General features: G+C 59.8%; 13 protein-coding genes and 4 pseudogenes. 12 read left to right on the top strand and 5 right to left on the bottom strand.

All coding sequences use genetic code 11. The features are described 5' to 3' along the window. Nucleotides 1-334 precede the first annotated feature (334 nt). Nucleotides 335-1,723, bottom strand: coding sequence for a CaiB/BaiF CoA transferase family protein (locus BRAGE_RS50155; RefSeq protein WP_199820264.1), 1,389 nt, complete (start codon nucleotides 1,721-1,723; stop codon nucleotides 335-337). A gap of 240 nt (nucleotides 1,724-1,963) precedes the next feature. Between BRAGE_RS50155 and BRAGE_RS0130430 the strand changes: the two genes are divergently transcribed. The 4 genes from BRAGE_RS0130430 to BRAGE_RS0130415 all read left to right on the top strand — a co-directional run bounded on the left by BRAGE_RS0130430 (nucleotide 1,964) and on the right by BRAGE_RS0130415 (nucleotide 5,778). Beyond that, nucleotides 1,964-3,121, top strand: a complete 1,158-nt coding sequence (locus BRAGE_RS0130430; RefSeq protein ID WP_027564869.1) for an acyl-CoA dehydrogenase family protein — start codon at nucleotides 1,964-1,966, stop codon at nucleotides 3,119-3,121. Nucleotides 3,122-3,133: 12 nt separating this feature from the next. Further along, a complete protein-coding gene (locus BRAGE_RS0130425; RefSeq protein WP_027564868.1) occupies nucleotides 3,134-4,135 on the top strand; it encodes an acyl-CoA dehydrogenase in 1,002 nt (333 codons plus the stop codon). Nucleotides 4,136-4,377: 242 nt separating this feature from the next. Beyond that, on the top strand, nucleotides 4,378-5,169 hold the full coding sequence (locus BRAGE_RS0130420; RefSeq protein WP_035730227.1) for an enoyl-CoA hydratase/isomerase family protein: 792 nt from the start codon (nucleotides 4,378-4,380) through the stop codon (nucleotides 5,167-5,169). Between the two features lie 138 nt (nucleotides 5,170-5,307). Next, the gene (locus BRAGE_RS0130415) at nucleotides 5,308-5,778 is read left to right on the top strand and encodes a nuclear transport factor 2 family protein (protein WP_027564866.1); all 471 of its coding nucleotides are present in this window, start codon (nucleotides 5,308-5,310) and stop codon (nucleotides 5,776-5,778) included. Nucleotides 5,779-6,031: 253 nt separating this feature from the next. Here BRAGE_RS0130415 and BRAGE_RS50150 read toward each other — a convergent pair whose 3' ends face one another. Continuing rightward, nucleotides 6,032-6,973: a LysR substrate-binding domain-containing protein gene (locus tag BRAGE_RS50150; RefSeq protein ID WP_084335108.1), complete on the bottom strand. Its 942-nt coding sequence runs from the start codon at nucleotides 6,971-6,973 to the stop codon at nucleotides 6,032-6,034. 210 nt (nucleotides 6,974-7,183) lie between these two features. Here BRAGE_RS50150 and BRAGE_RS0130405 point away from each other — a divergent pair, with 210 nt between their 5' ends. The 5 genes and pseudogenes from BRAGE_RS0130405 to BRAGE_RS53490 all read left to right on the top strand — a co-directional run. Further along, nucleotides 7,184-8,428, top strand: coding sequence for an amidohydrolase family protein (locus tag BRAGE_RS0130405; protein ID WP_084335106.1), 1,245 nt, complete (start codon nucleotides 7,184-7,186; stop codon nucleotides 8,426-8,428). Between the two features lie 737 nt (nucleotides 8,429-9,165). After that, a complete protein-coding gene (locus BRAGE_RS58050; protein ID WP_141263428.1) occupies nucleotides 9,166-9,579 on the top strand; it encodes a hypothetical protein in 414 nt (137 codons plus the stop codon). Between the two features lie 30 nt (nucleotides 9,580-9,609). Next, entirely contained in the window at nucleotides 9,610-10,752 is a 1,143-nt protein-coding gene (locus BRAGE_RS50140; protein WP_231164235.1) for an IS4 family transposase, read from the top strand. Next, nucleotides 10,749-11,069, top strand: a complete 321-nt coding sequence (locus BRAGE_RS57135; protein WP_231164236.1) for a hypothetical protein — start codon at nucleotides 10,749-10,751, stop codon at nucleotides 11,067-11,069. The genes BRAGE_RS50140 and BRAGE_RS57135 overlap by 4 nt, the downstream gene beginning before the upstream one ends. Before the next feature lie 169 nt (nucleotides 11,070-11,238). After that, nucleotides 11,239-11,894, top strand: a pseudogene (locus BRAGE_RS53490) (ATP-binding protein); the annotation flags it as partial. Between the two features lie 64 nt (nucleotides 11,895-11,958). Here BRAGE_RS53490 and BRAGE_RS0130370 read toward each other — a convergent pair. Beyond that, nucleotides 11,959-12,174: pseudogene (locus BRAGE_RS0130370) on the bottom strand (transposase); the annotation flags it as partial. A 263-nt stretch (nucleotides 12,175-12,437) separates the two neighbouring features. Here BRAGE_RS0130370 and BRAGE_RS50125 point away from each other — a divergent pair. Further along, nucleotides 12,438-13,651, top strand: a pseudogene (locus BRAGE_RS50125) (IS110 family transposase). Between the two features lie 308 nt (nucleotides 13,652-13,959). On the opposite strand, the pseudogene BRAGE_RS50120 reads toward BRAGE_RS50125, so the two are convergent. Continuing rightward, nucleotides 13,960-14,567, bottom strand: a pseudogene (locus BRAGE_RS50120) (transposase); the annotation flags it as partial. A gap of 24 nt (nucleotides 14,568-14,591) precedes the next feature. On the opposite strand from BRAGE_RS50120, the gene BRAGE_RS50115 reads away from it, so the two are divergent. After that, nucleotides 14,592-15,224: a hypothetical protein gene (locus tag BRAGE_RS50115; RefSeq protein ID WP_231164237.1), complete on the top strand. Its 633-nt coding sequence runs from the start codon at nucleotides 14,592-14,594 to the stop codon at nucleotides 15,222-15,224. Nucleotides 15,225-15,486: 262 nt separating this feature from the next. Here the strand turns inward: BRAGE_RS50115 and BRAGE_RS0130350 are convergent, their stop codons facing one another. Beyond that, on the bottom strand, nucleotides 15,487-16,479 hold the full coding sequence (locus BRAGE_RS0130350; RefSeq protein WP_027565158.1) for a succinylglutamate desuccinylase/aspartoacylase domain-containing protein: 993 nt from the start codon (nucleotides 16,477-16,479) through the stop codon (nucleotides 15,487-15,489). A 470-nt stretch (nucleotides 16,480-16,949) separates the two neighbouring features. Here BRAGE_RS0130350 and BRAGE_RS57130 point away from each other — a divergent pair, with 470 nt between their 5' ends. Beyond that, entirely contained in the window at nucleotides 16,950-17,153 is a 204-nt protein-coding gene (locus BRAGE_RS57130) for an enoyl-CoA hydratase-related protein (RefSeq protein WP_027565157.1), read from the top strand. The last annotated feature ends 437 nt before the right edge of the window (nucleotides 17,154-17,590 follow it).

Below are 17,590 nucleotides of genomic sequence, written 5' to 3'. Positions count from 1 at the left end.
GTCAGCAGCGGGAGCGCTCCTGCCGGGACGAGTTCTTCTGCCCTCCTGCTCGTTCAGGACGGATAGCTTGGGTCAGGAATTCCAAAACGGTAGGACTTTGGCTTGTTTACTGTTCTGCGACGCCTTGTGGAGAATGCTACGTCGCTGGCGCAGTGCAACGATTCAAGCACGATGCCTAGCCCGGGAGCTGCCCTCCGCCTTTGCTCGGCGTCCCGGGCCGCGTTCGATGTAGAAGATCGCGCCGTGGCGGCTGTTGGCAATCACTTCCCGGAAGTACGAGCCGGATCACTGACGACCCGGCGCCGGAATCTCCGAATCCGAAGGCGGGATCACTTCAGAGCTCTGCAGGGCGACTATCACCGGCGAGCAGCTCGCGTTCGAGGGCGGACCGTTCCTCATCTGAGAAATTTGCGGCAGCCAGCACTTCATCGGTGTGTTCGCCGAGTCGCGGCGCGTGTCGGCGCAACTTCCAGGATCCTCCATCGAATCGGATGGGACTGCGCAATAGGCGATAACGCCCTTCTGTCGGGTGGTCAGCCTGCTGAAAGAGCTCGACGTCCTTCAGATGCGGATCCGTCCAGAGGTCGTCTAGCGAAGCTATCGGCGCGCACGGGATATCATGAGCCTCGCAGAACGAGAGCCACTTGGCGGTCGACTTCTGTCGAGCGGCCTTTTCCACGTACTGATACAACTCGTCAATGTGTTGGGCGCGGTCGGCGAGGGTGCGGAAGCGCGAATCCTCTAAAACCTCGGGATATCCGGCAAATGCCAAGAAGTCCTGCCAGTTGCGGTCTGAGTAGGGCAGAAGGCAGGCATAGCCATCTGCGGTGCGGAACGGTTTGCGCATCGGGCTCATGTTGCGCGCCCAGCCGATGGGTCCCAACGGCGGCTCAAACGCAGCACTGGCGAGATTTTCGGCGAGGTTGAAGGCGACCATGGTTTCAAACATCGGCACCTCGACCTCGCATCCCTGTCCATGCGCTAGCCGCTGATAACACGCCGCCAGAATTGCCGTGGCTGCGGCCTGTCCGACGATCTTGTCGCAGATCATCGAAGGAACATATTGCGGTTCGCCACGAACGCGCTGGAAGAGGTCGGCAATTCCTGAACCCGCTTGGATCACGTCATCGTAGGCGGGGCGCTCGGCATAAGCCCCTCCTTCCCCATAGCCGTAGACCTTGCAGACCACCACCGAAGAGTTCACCGTCTTCAATTGTTCGAACGTTGCGCCAAGTCGCTTCGCCACGTTCGGCCTGAAGTTGTGCAGGATCACATCGAATTTTCCTGCGAGCCGCTGGAAGGCGGCTCGGCCAGCATTCGACTTCAGGTCCAGTACGATGCTACGCTTATTTCGATGTAGGCCCAGAAACATGCCGCTCATCGCGCGGGACCGCTGCGGGCGGTAGTAGCGCAGCTGGTCACCGGACGGCGCCTCTAATTTTACAACATCGGCTCCCATGTCCGCAAGCAGGTGTGACGCGTAGGGGCCCATCACGACGGTGCTCAGATCGAGAATGCGCAGGCCGCGGAGAGGGCCGCCTGGAGCGCGGCTTGTGCTTTTGTGGGTGTTATTCATGCTGACGAAGTTGGTTGTTGGGTCCTCCCATTCTCCTGAGATCTCTATCGAGGTAAAATACCGTTTTTGATTGCCATCAAGACGATCTGCGTATGGTTGCGACCGATATCGCAAAGATATGGATATGGCATGAAAATGGTATTTCACAGCCTGCGCCGCACACCCTCTTAGTTCACCTAAGCACGCGCGTCATGCACAGCCCAACGTCAAATCAAATAGGAGATATACATGGAGGATTCGGCGCAGGCTCCGTCCCTTGCATGGCCGCACTGCATTTCGCCTGTCGGCTTGGAGCGGGACCGAACCGTCGTCGAGAAACGGGTATTGACGTCGCCAGCCGCTCAGGCGGTTTAATCACTCCCTAACACGCAGCGCACAGTCATTCTCATGACCGATCTTCTCAATAACCTGCGGCTCGCGGTCCTGCCGGCCGAAGCCGAGACCTTCCGGCACGAAGTGAAGGAGTTTCTGTCCCGCGAGCTGCCGGGCGCGCCGCCCGATGTACGCTCGCGCTCCTGGGTTGCTTTCGACGCCGAATTCAGTCGCAAGCTAGCCGCTCGAGGCTGGGTCGGTGTAACCTTACCGAAGCGTTACGGTGGTAGCGAACTTGATGCGTTCCGCCGTTTTGTGCTTGTTGAGGAACTGCTTGCCGTGGGGGCCCCCGTGGGGGCCCACTGGATCGCCGACCGCCAGAGCGGTCCTCTTATCTTGAACTTCGGTTCGGACGACCAGAAAAACAATTATCTGCCGCGGATCTGCCGTGGGGAGATATTCTTCTGCATCGGGATGAGCGAACCTAACTCCGGCTCCGATCTTGCGAGCGTAAGAACCCGTGCAGTGCGGACGGACAAAGGTTGGCGTCTAAATGGGCGCAAGATATGGACGACAAACGGCCACAGGTGCGACTACACGATCGCGCTGGTCCGGACCTCGGGCACACCCGCCGACCGGCACGCCGGCCTCTCGCAATTTATCGTGGACCTGCGGCTTCCCGGAATCACCGTGCGCCCCATCGTGGACCTCGCCGGCGATGCCCATTTTAGCGAAATGTTCTTCGACGACGTGACACTTGCCGACGATGCCCTGGTCGGCAACGAAGGAGAGGGATGGAAGCAGGTCAATGCGGAGTTAGCTTTCGAGCGCAGTGGCCCGGAGCGCCTGTACTCCAGCCTCGTGCTACTTGATCTTTGGTTGCAGTGGTTGCGCGACGCAGGCGCCCCATATCTGCATCTAGAGCAGGTTGGCCGGTTCGCTGCCCACCTCGCTACTTTGCGCCAGATGTCAATCTCAGTGACCGCCAAGCTCGCGGCGGGCGAAAGCCCGGTTGTGGAGGCTGCGCTCGTCAAGGACATCGGGACCGAATTTGAGCAGCTTGTTCCATCAGTGATCGAAGCAGCCATCGGCACCGATCCGTCCAACCCATGCCCGGTAGAGTTGCTACGAACTGCCGCCTACGTGAGCCAGATTGCTCCGACTTTTTCTCTTCGGGGCGGCACCCGAGAAATTCTGCGCGGCATTATCGCGCGCGGCCTGGGCCTGCGCTGAAGGAGAAAAACGATGTTCGCCCAAGCAATCGAAACCCTCCTAGCCGAAAAATGCGCCCCGGCCCTGGTGCGTGCTGTCGATAGCGGCGGGTCCGCCCAGGTCCTCGCCACGACGCTCGCCGAAGCCGGCTTCTATGAGCTGATGGCACCCGAAGAGTCAGGTGGAGGCGCGGCGAGCTGGAACGAGTTGTTCGAAGTGGTCCTGCTTTGCGGTGCGCACGCCGTCCCTTTGCCACTGGCCCAGACAATCGTCGCCCGAACTATTACGAGCACGCCGGATCAACTCCCGGTAGGGCTTCTTACGTTTGCTCCCTCGCTCGCGCGCGGGCTCGACGGCTCTGTAAGCGCGATGCACGTCCCTTTTGCGCGGACGGCTTCACACGTGATCGCTGCAGCAGAAGACCGCTTGCTAGTGCTCTCGCTCGCAGACGCCGATCGCCTCCCTAGCGGCATCCACGGCAGTCTTGCGGAATCGATCGTCTGGCGTGCCGACGCGGGCAAACAACTTACGGCCGTTGTGAGTGGCGAGCAGTTCCAAGCGCTCGGAGCCCTGCTGCATGCAGGCATGCTCGCTGGTGCCATGAAGCGTGTGTTCGACCTAACAATGACCTATGCTAACCAACGCGTACAATTCGGCAAATCCATTGGGAAGTTTCAGGCAATCCAGCAGCAGCTAAGCGTGATGGCCGAGCACGTTGCGGCAGCGCGCATTGCAGCGGAAGCCGCCTTCGCGGCAGCCGATCCGCTGCCGCCCGTAACCGCGTGTGCAGTTGCGAAGGCACGCACTAGCGAAGCGGCGCAATTGGTCGCTTCTGTCGCCCACGCCTTGCACGGCGCCATAGGCGTGACAGAGGAATACGACCTTCAATTATTCACGCGGCGCTTGCACGAATGGCGCATCGCGCATGGCTCCGAGACACATTGGAATCGACTGCTCGGAAGGCTCTTTCTGGACAGCAACCGGTTGACCTCGGTCGAGTTCGTCCGTTCATTATTCCTAGCCGTGCAAGCATGAACCCGAAGCAGTGTGAACCTGCATTGCACGGCCAACCTCTCGGGCGGGATTTCGTATCCTCTCAGTGATAGGCATGACGACGGTCGAGGTCACCTCAACCACTTGCTGATCGCACGCTGGCAAGGCCATCGGTGCCGAGCTTGAATGAAAATCGCGCGAAGAGGTCCATGACTCAGATGTCCCCGCAAATGACATGAGTGCGACCCCGGCGCTCAACACGTCGGATAACTGAAGGAGAACGAATGGACAGCGACAGCATTGTCTTGGAACAGCGCGAGCATATTGCTGTGCTCACGCTCAATCGCCCAGACAAGATGAATGCGCTTACCCCCAAAATGCGGACCTGCTTCTGCTCGGCATTGCAGCAAGTGCAGGACAATAGCCAGGTGCGAGCGCTGGTCATCACCGGCGCCGGCCGCGGGTTCTGCTCCGGCGCAGATATGGCGAGCCGCGCCATCGTCGGTGGTCCGCCGGAGGAAACAGATCGCCGCACCGTGCTGAAATTGGTCGGCGACGTAACCCTCGCGTTCGAGAATGTGAACAAGCCGATTATCTCTGCGGTAAACGGCATTGCTGCGGGCGTGGGGCTGTCGATCGCACTCGCATGCGACATTCGCATCGCGTCGGCGAATGCCCGATTCTCGGCAATTTGGGTCAAGCGAGGGTTGATCGCTGACGGCGGCGCTTCCCTCTTGCTGCCGCTTGCAGTCGGCATGGAAAAGGCCTTGGAGCTCGCGTTCACCGGCGACATTATCGACGCACAGGAGGCGCAGCGGATTGGCCTCGTATCACGCGTGGTCGCGCCCGACGAACTGCTCCCCAAGGCTGTGGAGTTAGCCGCGAAGATCGCGAGCGGTCCGCCTATTTCGATCGAGCTTGTAAAGAAGCTGATGTGGGAACGAGCGCGCAACAGAATCCGCGAGCAGTTAATCTTCGAGAGTTATGCGCAGAACCTTTGCCGCACTACGCAGGATCAAAAGGAAGCAGTCGCGGCCTTCGTGGAGAAGCGGGAGCCGCACTTCCGAGGCGCCTAGTCTAGTCCGTGCGGGTTCGGAAGACCATCGACTTGCTGCAGTGTATATTTTGGCAACAGTCTAAGCGACGCGCCCTGTCCAAGGCAACACAGCCGCTCCGCAGCGGTTTGCGAATAGTTTGACAGAGGAGATTCATCCATGGATATCCCTTCCTTGCTCCGCACCTTCTGTGATGCAGTCGAGCGGCGTGACGGTAAAGCATTTGCCGCGCTTTTCGTGGAAGACGGTGTTTATCACGATGTGTTCTACGGGACGTTCAGCGGGCGCCCGAAAATCGCAGAAATGATCAATGATTACTTCTACCACGATGCGAGCGATTTTCGGTGGGATATGCATGACCCGATCAGCGACGGCGAGACGCTGTATTCGCGATACACATTCAGCTATCGTTCGACTCTTCCTGAGGCTAGGGGCGCACGAGCAATGTTCGAGGGCGTCGCCATCATGAGCTTGCACGCCGGCGAGATCACCTGTTACCGCGAGGTCGCCAACACCGCGCCGGCATTTGTCGATCTGAACTTCTCCTCCGAGCGTATTGCGCGGATCGCCTCCAAGCAGGGCGCCGAGTTAAAGGCGCGGCCAGAAATGCGGCGGCATTTGGCGGGCTGACATCGTCCGTTGTGAGATGCAGCGACGGGAGGCGCTCGCGCCGACCCTGTCTTGGAGCCTGATATCGCCGAGGAACTGCCGCCCATCACATGATATTTGGCCAGGCGCGGCGCTCGCGGCACAGGACCCTTGCAGAGCCGAATCTTGCGAAGTCGCACAAGCGCCGAGCCGTCTCCGCCGTGGTTGCGAAACTCGAGAAGCTATACCATCCGGTCCGCGCCGCCAAGTTTCAGCGTCACCGGTTAGCGCTAGATCATTGATTTGCGGATGACTTACTCGCATGCGATCGTTTGCGAGATACGAGTAGGCCGCCGACATTGGCAAGCGAATCCACCACCGCCGAAATCAGACGCCTGTCATCCTCCGCACGCCACACGAGTGATAGTTCAAAGAACTGTTCGACCTCTGGAAGCGGACGAAATACGACGCCATCGACCCTCAAGCGGCTGATCGCCGCAGGCATCAGCGCCACTCCAATGCCTGCACCCACCAGACCCAGCATGCCATAAACGTCATCGACAAACTCGGCCACTGAAGGAACGAATCCTGCAGCCAGGCAGGCGCGTTGCACGACGCCATAGGCTGCGTGCCCTTCGTTAGGCGGATATTGCACGAACATCTCATGCTCCATTTGCTGGAGCCGGATCCGCTTGCGCTTGCACATCGGATGGTCGTCAGGCAAAGCAAGTACCACGTGGTCTCGTAGGATTGGCCGATGCAGCAGCTTGTCAGCCACCAACGGTGTCCGCACGACCGCGAGATCGATAGCGCGTTGCGCGAGAGCCTCAAGAGCGCCATTGGTGCTGTACTGCCGAGTTTCGGTCTGAACTTCTGGGAGAGACTTACGCAGTTGACGCAGCAGCTTAGGCAGGAACGTCACTCCTCCGGAGCTGACGAAGCCGATTCTGATATGGCCGGAATGTCCGCGTTCAGTCTGTTGACCTGAGTAAACCGCCCGCTGCAGTTCGTCCATAGCCGTGCGCGCGCCGGCGAGTAACACCCGACCTGCTTCCGTTAGCGCTACGTTCCGGCTGGTGCGCTCAAACAGGCGGAAGCCTACTTCCTCCTCCAGCTTGCGAATCTGCAAGCTCAAGGGAGGCTGCGCCATGTGCAGCCGCTCCGCTGCCCTGGCGAAATGCAGCTCCTGTGCGACCGCCAGGAAATAGCGCAATCGACGTAGTTCTAAATTGATCATTGAACCGGCTGCCCCTTTTATGTCGGTGGGACCACGATCAATACATACGTCGTATGGATCGAGGCGCAAATCGGTATTTAACAATACGTCCGGCGCCTGCTGGATTGAAGGTCATCGAACTGGCTCCATCCCCTGGCGGGCCGCTCGGGCTTGTTAACGCCAATACGGCTCGCACGTGCTCTGGTCGCCCTGTAACCGAAGTAATGAAGTATGGCTACTACGTCCTTCTCCCCACCATCGACGCCTTTGCTCGTCCTGAGAAACGCCGATATTCTGGCGCCTTCGCGAATTGGCCTGCGCGACATCGTCATAAGTGGCGAAACTATCATCGCTCTTCTACCTGCTGGATCGAAACTATCCGGTCTAGAAATGGAAGAGATCGATGCGGCAGGTCAGTTCGTCTGTCCTGGTTTTGTGGACAACCACGTACACACCCTCGGTGGTGGAGGCGGGCTTGGCTTCTCCAGCCGCGCGCCTGAAATTCAAGCTTCACAGCTGGCTCGCGCGGGCATTACGACCATCATTGGAATGCTTGGATTTGACGCGACCAGCAAGAGCATGGCGGCCCTTGTCTCAAAGACGAAGGGACTCAGAGAGGATGGTCTGTCTGCTTACTGTCTAACGGGGGCCACACTTGAGCATCCTGTTCCGAGCTTAACGGGACAGATCCGCACGGATATCGCGTTTGTTGATGAGATCATAGGGGTCGGCGAACTCTCGATCTCGGAGCTCGGTTACGGCTATGATAGCTTCGGAAAAGGCGCTCAATACGTCGCTGAGGCCGCAGTAGCTGGCCTGCTGGCGGGAAGGCTGTCGCGAAAGGCGGGCTATTGCTGCCTACAAGTCCCGCCCTATCTCAGTCAAGTTCTTAAACCTATGTTCGAGGTGGTCGACCGGACCGGGATTCCAATTACGCAATTCATACCTTCGCACGTCAATCAGACCGACGGCTACATGGACGACGCTATCGCTTGGGGACTCAAGGGCGGCTGGGTGGATATCGGTGCGAACTACTCCCCTGAGAATAATTACGCGCGGGCTACATTGCCGCACAAAGCTTACACGCGACTGCGCGAAGCTGGTGTGCCGGCGGCCCGTATCTTAATCAGTTCCGACGGAAACGGTGCGCCGCCCAAGGAGGAGAAGGGCGAAAACAAGCCTAAGGTAGCCAACTACATGCCCATGCGCGCCTTACTTGCGGCTTGGCGTCGTATCGTACTCGAGGAAGAGGTCGACCTGAGTGATGCGTTGGCCGCAGTAACCAGCAACGTGGCTCGCGCTACGGGACTTGCGCACAAAGGCGAGCTTGCTCCAGGAAAGGACGCCGACCTTTTGGTACTTAACAAGGATCTCGAACTCGTGCACGTCCTCGCGAGGGGCAGACCTTTCCTCGCCGAGGGACAGCTCGTCCGCCGAGGTATGTTCGACGACACTTTGGTAAAGGAACTTAGCTGACGAAAGCGATGCGGGCAGATGAGTGAATTGCCCGACCGTGCCTCTTCGGAGCTTCGCTGGGCGGTGATCATTACGCATGGAGAGTTTTAAGTAATTCCATCGATCCAAAAAATTGCGCGCTGTGCCATTGCTTCAAGTTCGCTTCCGTCGGCCAGGCGAGCTTCTTGTGGGGGCTGTCATTCTCCACCGTTCGATCAGGCTCCGTCTGGTCCCCGTGGTCCCTTAGGGGACGTTTCCTCCCTGACTGGAGCCACTCCTTCGGAGTGGCTCCTTTTTGGGGGAGCTTGAAGCGACTCGGGTTCAAGGCAATTCCTTTCGGCGGCGGACTCTGCGCCATTTTTTCGGAGATTGCGGAGGGAGGTCGGCAGCACAGTCACCGATGCTTGCGACAGCAAGCCATCCAGAACCGATTACGACAGATCATATGATCGCCGATGTTCAGATCGTACGAAAGGAAGCTGGAGACAACGCCCGGACCGGAGAGAGATCACAGACACTCGACGTGACAATACGCCTGGTATTGTCGGAGGATACCGGGCTTTTACGAGATTGTCGGCCGGCGCAACGCCAACATCGCCAAGCGGATCGCGCTCGAGAAGGAAGCACTGGCGCCACTGCCGAAAGGCCACACGACCGACTTCGAGGAGAAGGTGATCCCGGAGACGTCGTCAGGCGGCTTCTTCCTGCGGCGCGTGTTCTACACTGTTCCTTCAAAACTGATTGGCCATCGCCTGCGCGTGCGCATCTTCGACGATCTCGAATGCTTCCTCGGCGTCACGCCGGTCGGGACATTGCGGCGCGGTCGGCCTGTGTCGGAGAACCACGGCGGGCTTGTCGTTGATTATCGGCACGTCATCCGTGCCCTGCGGCGCAAGCCGATGGCGCTCGTCAATCTCGTCTATCGCGACCAGCTCTTCCCGCGCGCGGCTTACAAGCGCCTCTTCGAGACCTTGCGGGAGCATGGCGACGACCGGCGCGCCTGCAAGGTGACGGTCGAGCTTCTGCCCCTGGCCCATGAGCGAGCCTGCGAGGTCAAGCTCGCCGAGGCGATCGCGACAGCCCTCGATGCCGGCTTTCAATTACTCATAACTTTGACCACTCGGGCTGATCCGCCGAACGACGAAATCTTGAATCGAAAGAATCACTTGTGATTCCTTGCTGAGCACCTGATTCGCGAGGGGGTGCTCTATGCGGCTGACATTAGAGGATCGATCGGCAAAAGGCTGTTTGCGATTTTGGAAGGTGAATGTTGGATTGATCGAGAGAGTAGTGGATGCGAGTTTAGGGACGCGCGGCTCGGCGACAGATTCCGCAAACTGCTCACGCAGATTGGAAGCGCCATGGGACAAAGCATTCCGCTCGTCTGCCAGGATTGGGCGAATACCAAAACAGCCTACCGCTTCTTCTCTAACGACCGGGTCAGCGAAGCGGACATTCTGGCCGGCCATTTCCAATCGACACATGATCGCACCGCCGCCACTGAAGGTCTCGTTCTTGTGCTGCACGATACAACCGAGTTCAGCTATCAACGCGAGAGGTCAGAAGCGATCGGCATCACCAAGAGCATAAACAGTGGACGGGATAAGGTGGGCCGCCTCAGATCGCACACGGTTTGCGGCATCCTGATGCATTCGAGCCTCGCGGTTACAATCGAGGGTGTGCCGCTGGGGTTGGCGGCCGTTAAGTTCTGGACCCGGAAGAAATTCAAGGGGACGGCAGCGCTTAAAAAGAAGATCAATCCGACCCGGATTCCCATCGAGAAAAAGGAAAGCGTCCGGTGGTTAGAAAATCTCAAGCAGTCTACGCAACTCTTGGATCATCCGGGACGATGCGTCCATATTGGTGATCGCGAGAGTGACATCTACGAGCTTTTCTGCGCAGCACAGGAGGTCGGTACTCATTTCCTGATCAGAACCTGCGTCGATCGCTTAACTGGAGACGGGGATCACACGATCGCCGACGAAATGGACGAGGTCGCCGTCAAAGGGCTCCATCGCATCGAAGTCAGAGACAGCAACGGCGATCCCGACCAGGCCGTTCTTGAGATCAGGTATCGCAAGATACGTGTCCTGCCGCCGATCGGAAAGCAGAAGTGCTATCCCGCTCTGACTCTGACGGTGATCCATGCCGAAGAGCGCGGCACGCCGAAAAACAGAAAGAAGATCGATTGGAAGCTGATCACCGACCTGCCTGTTGGTTCCCGCACCGACACCATTGAGAAGCTCGAATGGTATGGCCCGAGATGGAAGATCGAGGTGTTCCACAAGATCCTCAATCGGGCTGCAAAGCTGAGGAGTCGAAGCTCAGGACCGCCCAGCGTTTGACCAACCTGATCTCGCTCTTTTGCATCCCGAGTTGGAGGGTCTTCTGGATGGCGATGCTCAACCGTTCCGCCCCAGACGCGCCGCCAACCCTCGCGTTGACTGCGACTGAAATCGGCGTGCTCGATCGCCTCGTCAACGACAAACCAAAAGCAAGACAGAAAACGCTCTCGCACTATCTGATCAAGATCGCCCGGCTCGGCGGTTATCTCGCCCGCGCCAGCGATCCGCCGCCCGGCAATACCGTCATGTGGCGCGGGCTGTCACGCCCTCGCCGACATCGCGCTGGGCGCCATGGTCGGAAGAGAATTTGTGGGTAATTGAAAGCGATGCCGGACGGTTACCCGATCTTGCGGCATTGCGCGATCGCTTCCGACCCGAGGCGGCCTCGATCCCGAGTGTCGCCGTTAAGCTGGCACCGCTCGACGTCTACGATGAGCTGGCCTCCGTCAGCATCGTGTCGGCGCACTCGAACCTGGGAGGAGCAGCATGACCAGCGGAGCTACCTCCATCGATGCCGCCCGCGTCGAGCTGCTGCTCAATGAGTTGCGCCTGCCCGGCGTCAAGGCGATCCGGCCGAAGCTCGCCGCGCAGTCGGACAAGGAAGGTTGGCCCGCCGCCCGCTTCCTTGCGGCCCTTGCCGAGCACGAGGCAGCCGATCGCACCCGCCGCCGCATCGAACGACACATGGTGGAAGCGCGTTTGCCCGCCGGCAAGACGCTCGCCACGATTCGAGTTCGAGAGCCTGCCGATGCTGTCAAAGGCACAGGCGCTGGCGCTCGCCGCCGATGACGTCGGGTCGAAGATCGGCGTCAATTTTCTGCATGTTCGGTCCACCCGGCGCTGGCAAGACCCATCTCGGCGCAGCGATCGGCCTCGCTCGTCGAGAACGGTTGGCGCGTTCTCTTCGCACGCACTACTGATCTGGAGCAGCGGCTGCAGGTGGTGCGGCGCGAGCTGGCGCTGGAGCCCGCGATCGCCAAACTCGATCGCTACGACCTCCTGATCCTCGACGACATCACATATGTGAGCAAGGATCAGGCGGAGACCATCGTACTGTTCGAGCTGATCGCCGGTACGAGCGACGCTCGCTGCTGATCACGGCCAATCAGCTGTTCGGCGAGTGGGGGCGTATCTTCCCAGATCGTGTCCCCGGGCGTGGTGTAGCTGGCGGTGGGTCACCGCGTTCGCCGGCCTGGGCCGGATCGGTCAGGTGGCGATTGCCGGGAAGCTGACGGTGGGATCATCGCCCAACGGGGCGATCGTTTCCAGTGTCATGTAGCGACCGCGCCGGACCGCCCACTCATCGTTCTGTTCGAGCAGGATGGCGCCAATCAGGCGGGTGATGGCGTCCTCATTGGGAAAGATGCCGACCACTTCGGTTCGGCGCTTGATCTCGCCGTTGACGCGTTCGAGCGGATTGGTAACCGGTATGAGATGTCTCGGTGCCAACGTTCCCGCTGCGGTGTTCTACATCGTGGCGTATGGTGCGACCATCGGGACAGAGGCACCGGGAGCACGAAGTGCGGGCAGGCCGATGTTATTCGATGAGCCGAGAGCTCGAGTTAGTAGCTGGCCGCCTCTGCGACTCGCCCGGTTGCGCTGGGAGCGCGAATCCGTAGTTGTCGTGTCGCCCGCAGCTCCCGTCATATGTCTGGCAGGAGGTGCGAATGCGACGGGTGATTGGCATCGACGTCCACCGAACTTTCGGCGAGGTGGTGTTTTGGGAGGATGGCAGGCTCCGACGTGCGGGCCGCATCGATATGACGCGGACTGCGCTGGATGGATTTGGCAAGACCCTGCTGGCCAGTGATGAGGTGGTGGTCGAAGCGACTGCCAACAGCATGGCGGTGTCGCGGGTTCTGGCGCCGTTCGTGGCACGGGTGATTATCGCCAATCCGCTGCAGGTGAAGGCGATCGCCCAGGCTCACGTCAAGACCGACAAGATCGATGCCGGCACGCTCGCCAGTCTGCAGGCGGCCGGGTACCTGCCGCAGATCTGGACGCCTGACGCGGAGACCGAACGCAAGCGTCGGCTGGTGGCGCGGCGCTACCAGGTCGTGCGGCATCGCACGCGGCTCAAGAACGAGGTGCATTCGATCCTGCACGCGCACCTAATCCCGAAGTGCCCGCATGCCGATCTTTTCAACGCCCGCGGCCGGGCGTGGTTAGCCGCCCAACAGCTGCCGCACGATGAGCGCGCGGCCATCGATCGGCATGTGAGCTTGACCGGCTGGCGGAAGACCTGGCTCTGCTCGACCGTGAGATCGCGCAGGACGCCATCGACGATCTCGCGGTCAACAGATTGATGACGATCACCGGCGTCAATCTGGCGGTCGCCGCCAGCATCGTGGCGGCGATCGGCGACATCAGCCGGTTCGACAGCCCACAGAAGCTGGTGAGCTATTTCGGGCTGAACCCGCGGGTGCGGCAGTCGGGACTGGGAGCCGCCCATCACGGTCGCATCAGCAAGATCGGCCGCAGTCACGCGCGCGCCATGCTGGTCGAGGCCGCCTGGGCCGCGGCCAAGGCGTCCGGTCCACTGCATGCTTTTTTCGTGCGGATTCGCGCCCGGCGTGGCCATCAGGTCGCCGCGGTGGCCGTGGCTCGCAAGCTCACGGTGCTCTGCTGGCATTTGTTGACGAAGGGCGAGGATTACCTGTGGGCGCGTCCGGCGCTGGTCGCCAACAAGACCCGCGCAATGCAACTTCAAGCTGGACATCCGCAACAGAAGGGCAGCCGGCGCGGACCAGCCTATGCCTACAACATCAAGGCGCTGCGCAACCGTGAGATGTTGATTGCCACCCAGGCGGAGCGAAACTACGAACGAATGGTGTCGCAATGGAAACCGCGGCGGCCAAAACCCGGCGCGCGGGCGCCTCAGCTCGGCAGGACAAAATAGGCAGTCCGGTGACGCTTTCAGCCGACGCGTCACGCTTCGCCACGAGGTCGCCCGCGCCCGACAACCATAACCGCCGCTGACAGCAAGTGCCAGCCAGGAATGCAGTCCCATTCCACGCCAGCATGCCGCCGTGCTCGGGCCGGTCAAGGCCAAGCCGTGCGGTGGCCGCAAACGCGGCCAGCCTTGACCGACCCCGCGCGCGGCGGCTGCGAGATCGGTGGCCGGGACGGAAGAATGGCCCGCGACGCAGCCGAACAAAAGAATGGACGCGATGCCCGCAATCGTCATCGGGGCGTCATTAAAAATCGCTTGTCCATCTCATCCGTCGAGTGCAGCTTGGCGCGGTGCGCGGCCGGAAAGCTCATATAGGCGAGCACGTCGGTCTCGGCCTCATCGAGGAACGCGGCGAGCTTGGGCAGCTTGGGGCGGAGCTGGTCGGCGATGCGCCGCCATTGCGCCCGCGCCGCTTCCGCATCGTCCGGCGCAAAGGCGGTGGCAATGAAAGCGGAGACGACGCGCCGTCCGCTCTTGCCGGCATGCGCCAGCGCGTTGCGCATGAAGTGGACGCGGCAGCGTTGCAGCTGGCGTTGAGAACCTTGCCGACCGTGGCCTTGATCCCCTCATGGGCGTCGGAGACGACGAGCTTGACGCCGCGCAGGCCCCGCCGCGCCAGCTTGCGCAGGAACGCGGTCCAGAACGTCTCAGCCTCGGAGGGGCCGATGTCCATACCGAGCACCTCACGCCGGCCATCGCTGTTGACGCCGACCGCGCTCTTCTCGCCGTAACCGGCCCCGGTCAGGCCCTCGACCTCCAGCTCCATCAGCCGATGGGCGGCAAAGCCGATCATCTCGCGCAACAGATCGGCATCGGGGGTCTTCTCTACGAGCGCGCGCAGGTTCATCATGTCTTCGGTCATCGGTGGTTCCTCGAATCAGGTTGGTTGTCGCAATCCAAACCTTACCGACGAATCATCGGTGACCACCCGCAAAGCCGCTCGCTCGCTATGGCGCTATGTGGGGCGCGCGTCGCGAGCGGCTTCGCTACCAGCTACACCACTCCTTGGGACACGACCTCGACTGCTGCCTCGGCTGACCTCGACTGGAAGCTGGTGACCAATCTGCCGGTCGGAGATTTCACCATGGCCATCGAGAAGCTCGAATGGTACGCCTTGCGCTGGAAAGCAGAGGTGTTTCACAAGGTAATGAAGTCTGGCTGTCGCGCCGAAGAAACTTGGGTCGAGACCGCCGAGCGGCTGACCAAGTTCCTCGCCCTCATCGCGATGGTCAGCTGGCGCATCTTCTTCCTCACCATGTCCGCACAAGCGGACGCTGCAGGAGACAGTCCTCACCTCAGCCGAAATCCCGACGCTGGATGCCATCGACGCGGCGCGGTCCAAGCCGCGCATCTTGCGCAAGACCCTCGCCACCTACTTCTCGAGATTGCCATGCTGGGCGGCTACCTCGCGCGCAACCATGATCCGCCGCCAGGAAACATGGCGGTGTGGCGAGGCCTAACACGCTTCTACGACATCGCGTTCGGCCTCTCAATCAGAACTCGTCGACGATGTGGGTAATTGAAAGCTTCACCGGACGGATACAGCTGATCGAAGGAGTGGTCTCCGGTCGTTCGATTTGGCTCAAGGTCGGAATGTGCTCGTCAACACTGCCAACGACGAGGAGGCCTGCGGTTTGAAATGACTCTCGGAGGCCGGATTGTCACTTGGCGGAAGCGACTCGTGATGACGATCAGTGGAGGTGTTGTGTTTTGCGCTCGACAATCTCGCGGCCGCCCCGGGACCCGGATGAGAAACTCGAGCCGAGTCCTTGTGCGCATAATCAAGCGAGCCACTCCTCTTCGACAGCTATCGTCAATATCGCCTCGCCTTTTGGAATAGATGGATGTGTCATGCGCCACAGAACATAGCCCGCTTCGGGAGCAGTAATCTCCGCCAATGTGTCGCCAAATAAATTGCGGACCGTTCCAAGCCGCTGGTTCTTCTTCACCAGCTCGCCGGGCTCGACGTCGGCATGAAATTCACCATCCTTCGGGCTATAAACCCAAATATACTCGCCACACAGCGCGCGAGCATTCCGACACTGCGACAGTGGCGACTCAATGATGCCAAGGCGACGCGCAACGTTGAGCGCTCCCTCAACGTGGAAGGAAATCGCTTCTTCATCGAGCAGCCCATTCGAGCCGGCTTCTGACACTAAGGCAACGCGATTTTGCCTTGCGAAGGCTGTCGGAGGTCGGCCAGATCTTTGCATATAGTCCCTCGGCAGGCCAAGAATAATGTCGGCGTCGAAGCACATCGCCATTTGGCGTGCCTTGTCATCCGCCTTGGGATCATCCATTTGCTGGAAGAGTACGAATTTTGACACGTTCTCTCGTAGATCACCCCCGTGCATGTCGATGTAGACATCGGTGCCTGCACACCATTCGCTCATGATGACATCGCAGAGCGCTTCCGAGAATGTCCCATCACTTCTGCCGGGGAAGGTGTGATTGATATTCTTGTTGTCTACCGGGCAGACGTACTCTGAATATTTGAAATACGCGGGCTGGTTGATCAATGGGATGATAGAGACAGAGCCGGCCATCTTTTCTGGATCAAATAGCCGCTGAAGCCTCACTGCAGCTTCTATGCTGGATACTTCGTTAACATGGATTCCGGCCGAGACGCAGAGTCGTGGTCCTGGTTTTCGACCGCGAATCTCGCATAACGGCCACTCGAACCCAGCAAGTCGTGGGTTCAGAAAGCGAAGATGTCCGCGGAGTACTCCAGCTTCCCCATACGCGCAGCTACCGCTCAAAGGTGTGACGTCCATTCGCGTTTCCCCTCGTCAGTCCTCTGACTTTGGCGTTAGTCCTTGCTGGTTCCCGACCCGCATTGGTCAGAAGTCGAGAGCACCGCCTCGTCCTGCGAAGCCGCACTCCGATGAAAGTCGTGATGACGACTATCACCACAATGTATCCAGAAGCGACAATGGTTTTCTGGTCGACTCTACAGAGCGTCGGCGCCCGCTCGGCAGTTTCGCTCATCTAGGCGCGGGCAATGTCGCGCTGCTCACTGGGATCGCAGGGCGTCTCCTTGGTCGCTTGGCATAGAGTTTTAGGGTATACCACTTTGGGGTGAAGCCAGTGTATCGATACATTCTCGTCAGTCAAAGTGAGGTTGGTGTTATTAGCCTAAACCGACCGGAGAGTCTCAATGTCTGGCGCGCTATGCGTACCCAGCCCATCGACGCCTTGCTAATTTCGGAGCGGCAAGACTGTCGGTGCGATCGTTCTGAAAGGGGTGGCCGGTCGAGCGTTCTGTGCTGGGCAGGATCTCAACGAAACGAAGACGTTCGATGGCGACAGCGGATCCGAGTGGATTGAGCTGTACGGTATTATTCGGTCGCTTCCTAAACCGCTCATTGCTGCTCTGAATGGTGTTGCTGCCGGGTCGGCGTCTCAAGTCGCGCTCCTCTGCGACTTCCGAATTGTCATGCGGGCGTAAGGATGAGGCAGCCGGAGAGCAGGTCTGGCGTCGCGAGCGTGACGGCGCTGGATCGTGCGGGGAAATCCTTGGAGTAGCGCGCACCACAGATCTAATGCTGAGGGGCCGAATGATGGATGCCGCGGAGTGCCTTTCGATCGGAATTATAAACACGATCGTGACAATCCTATTGGTTTCTACGCTACGCTTACGTTCTATCCAATCTGCTCGTTCAGGTTCGATCCCCCGTTGTGAAGCGAACCAAAGCAACAAACTGCAGCGGATAGCACGGATGATGTCTTCGCAGTTTACGCACTAACCGCGCGGGTGGCGATGAGGCCGGCGCGTACGTACGTACCCGGCCCGCGAAAAACGGGGGCTTACCGACAGGCCTGGCAGCTACAAATGGCTCAAGTGTTCTGTCAGTTCTGTTGGTTTCACGACGGAGGTACGATGTT

The organism is Bradyrhizobium genosp. SA-4 str. CB756 (genome assembly GCF_000473125.1).
Taxonomy (GTDB): Bacteria; Pseudomonadota; Alphaproteobacteria; order Rhizobiales; family Xanthobacteraceae; genus Bradyrhizobium; species Bradyrhizobium arachidis.
The sequence above is the reverse complement of the archived record's forward strand: the minus strand, read 5'-3'. Positions and strand labels throughout refer to the sequence as shown.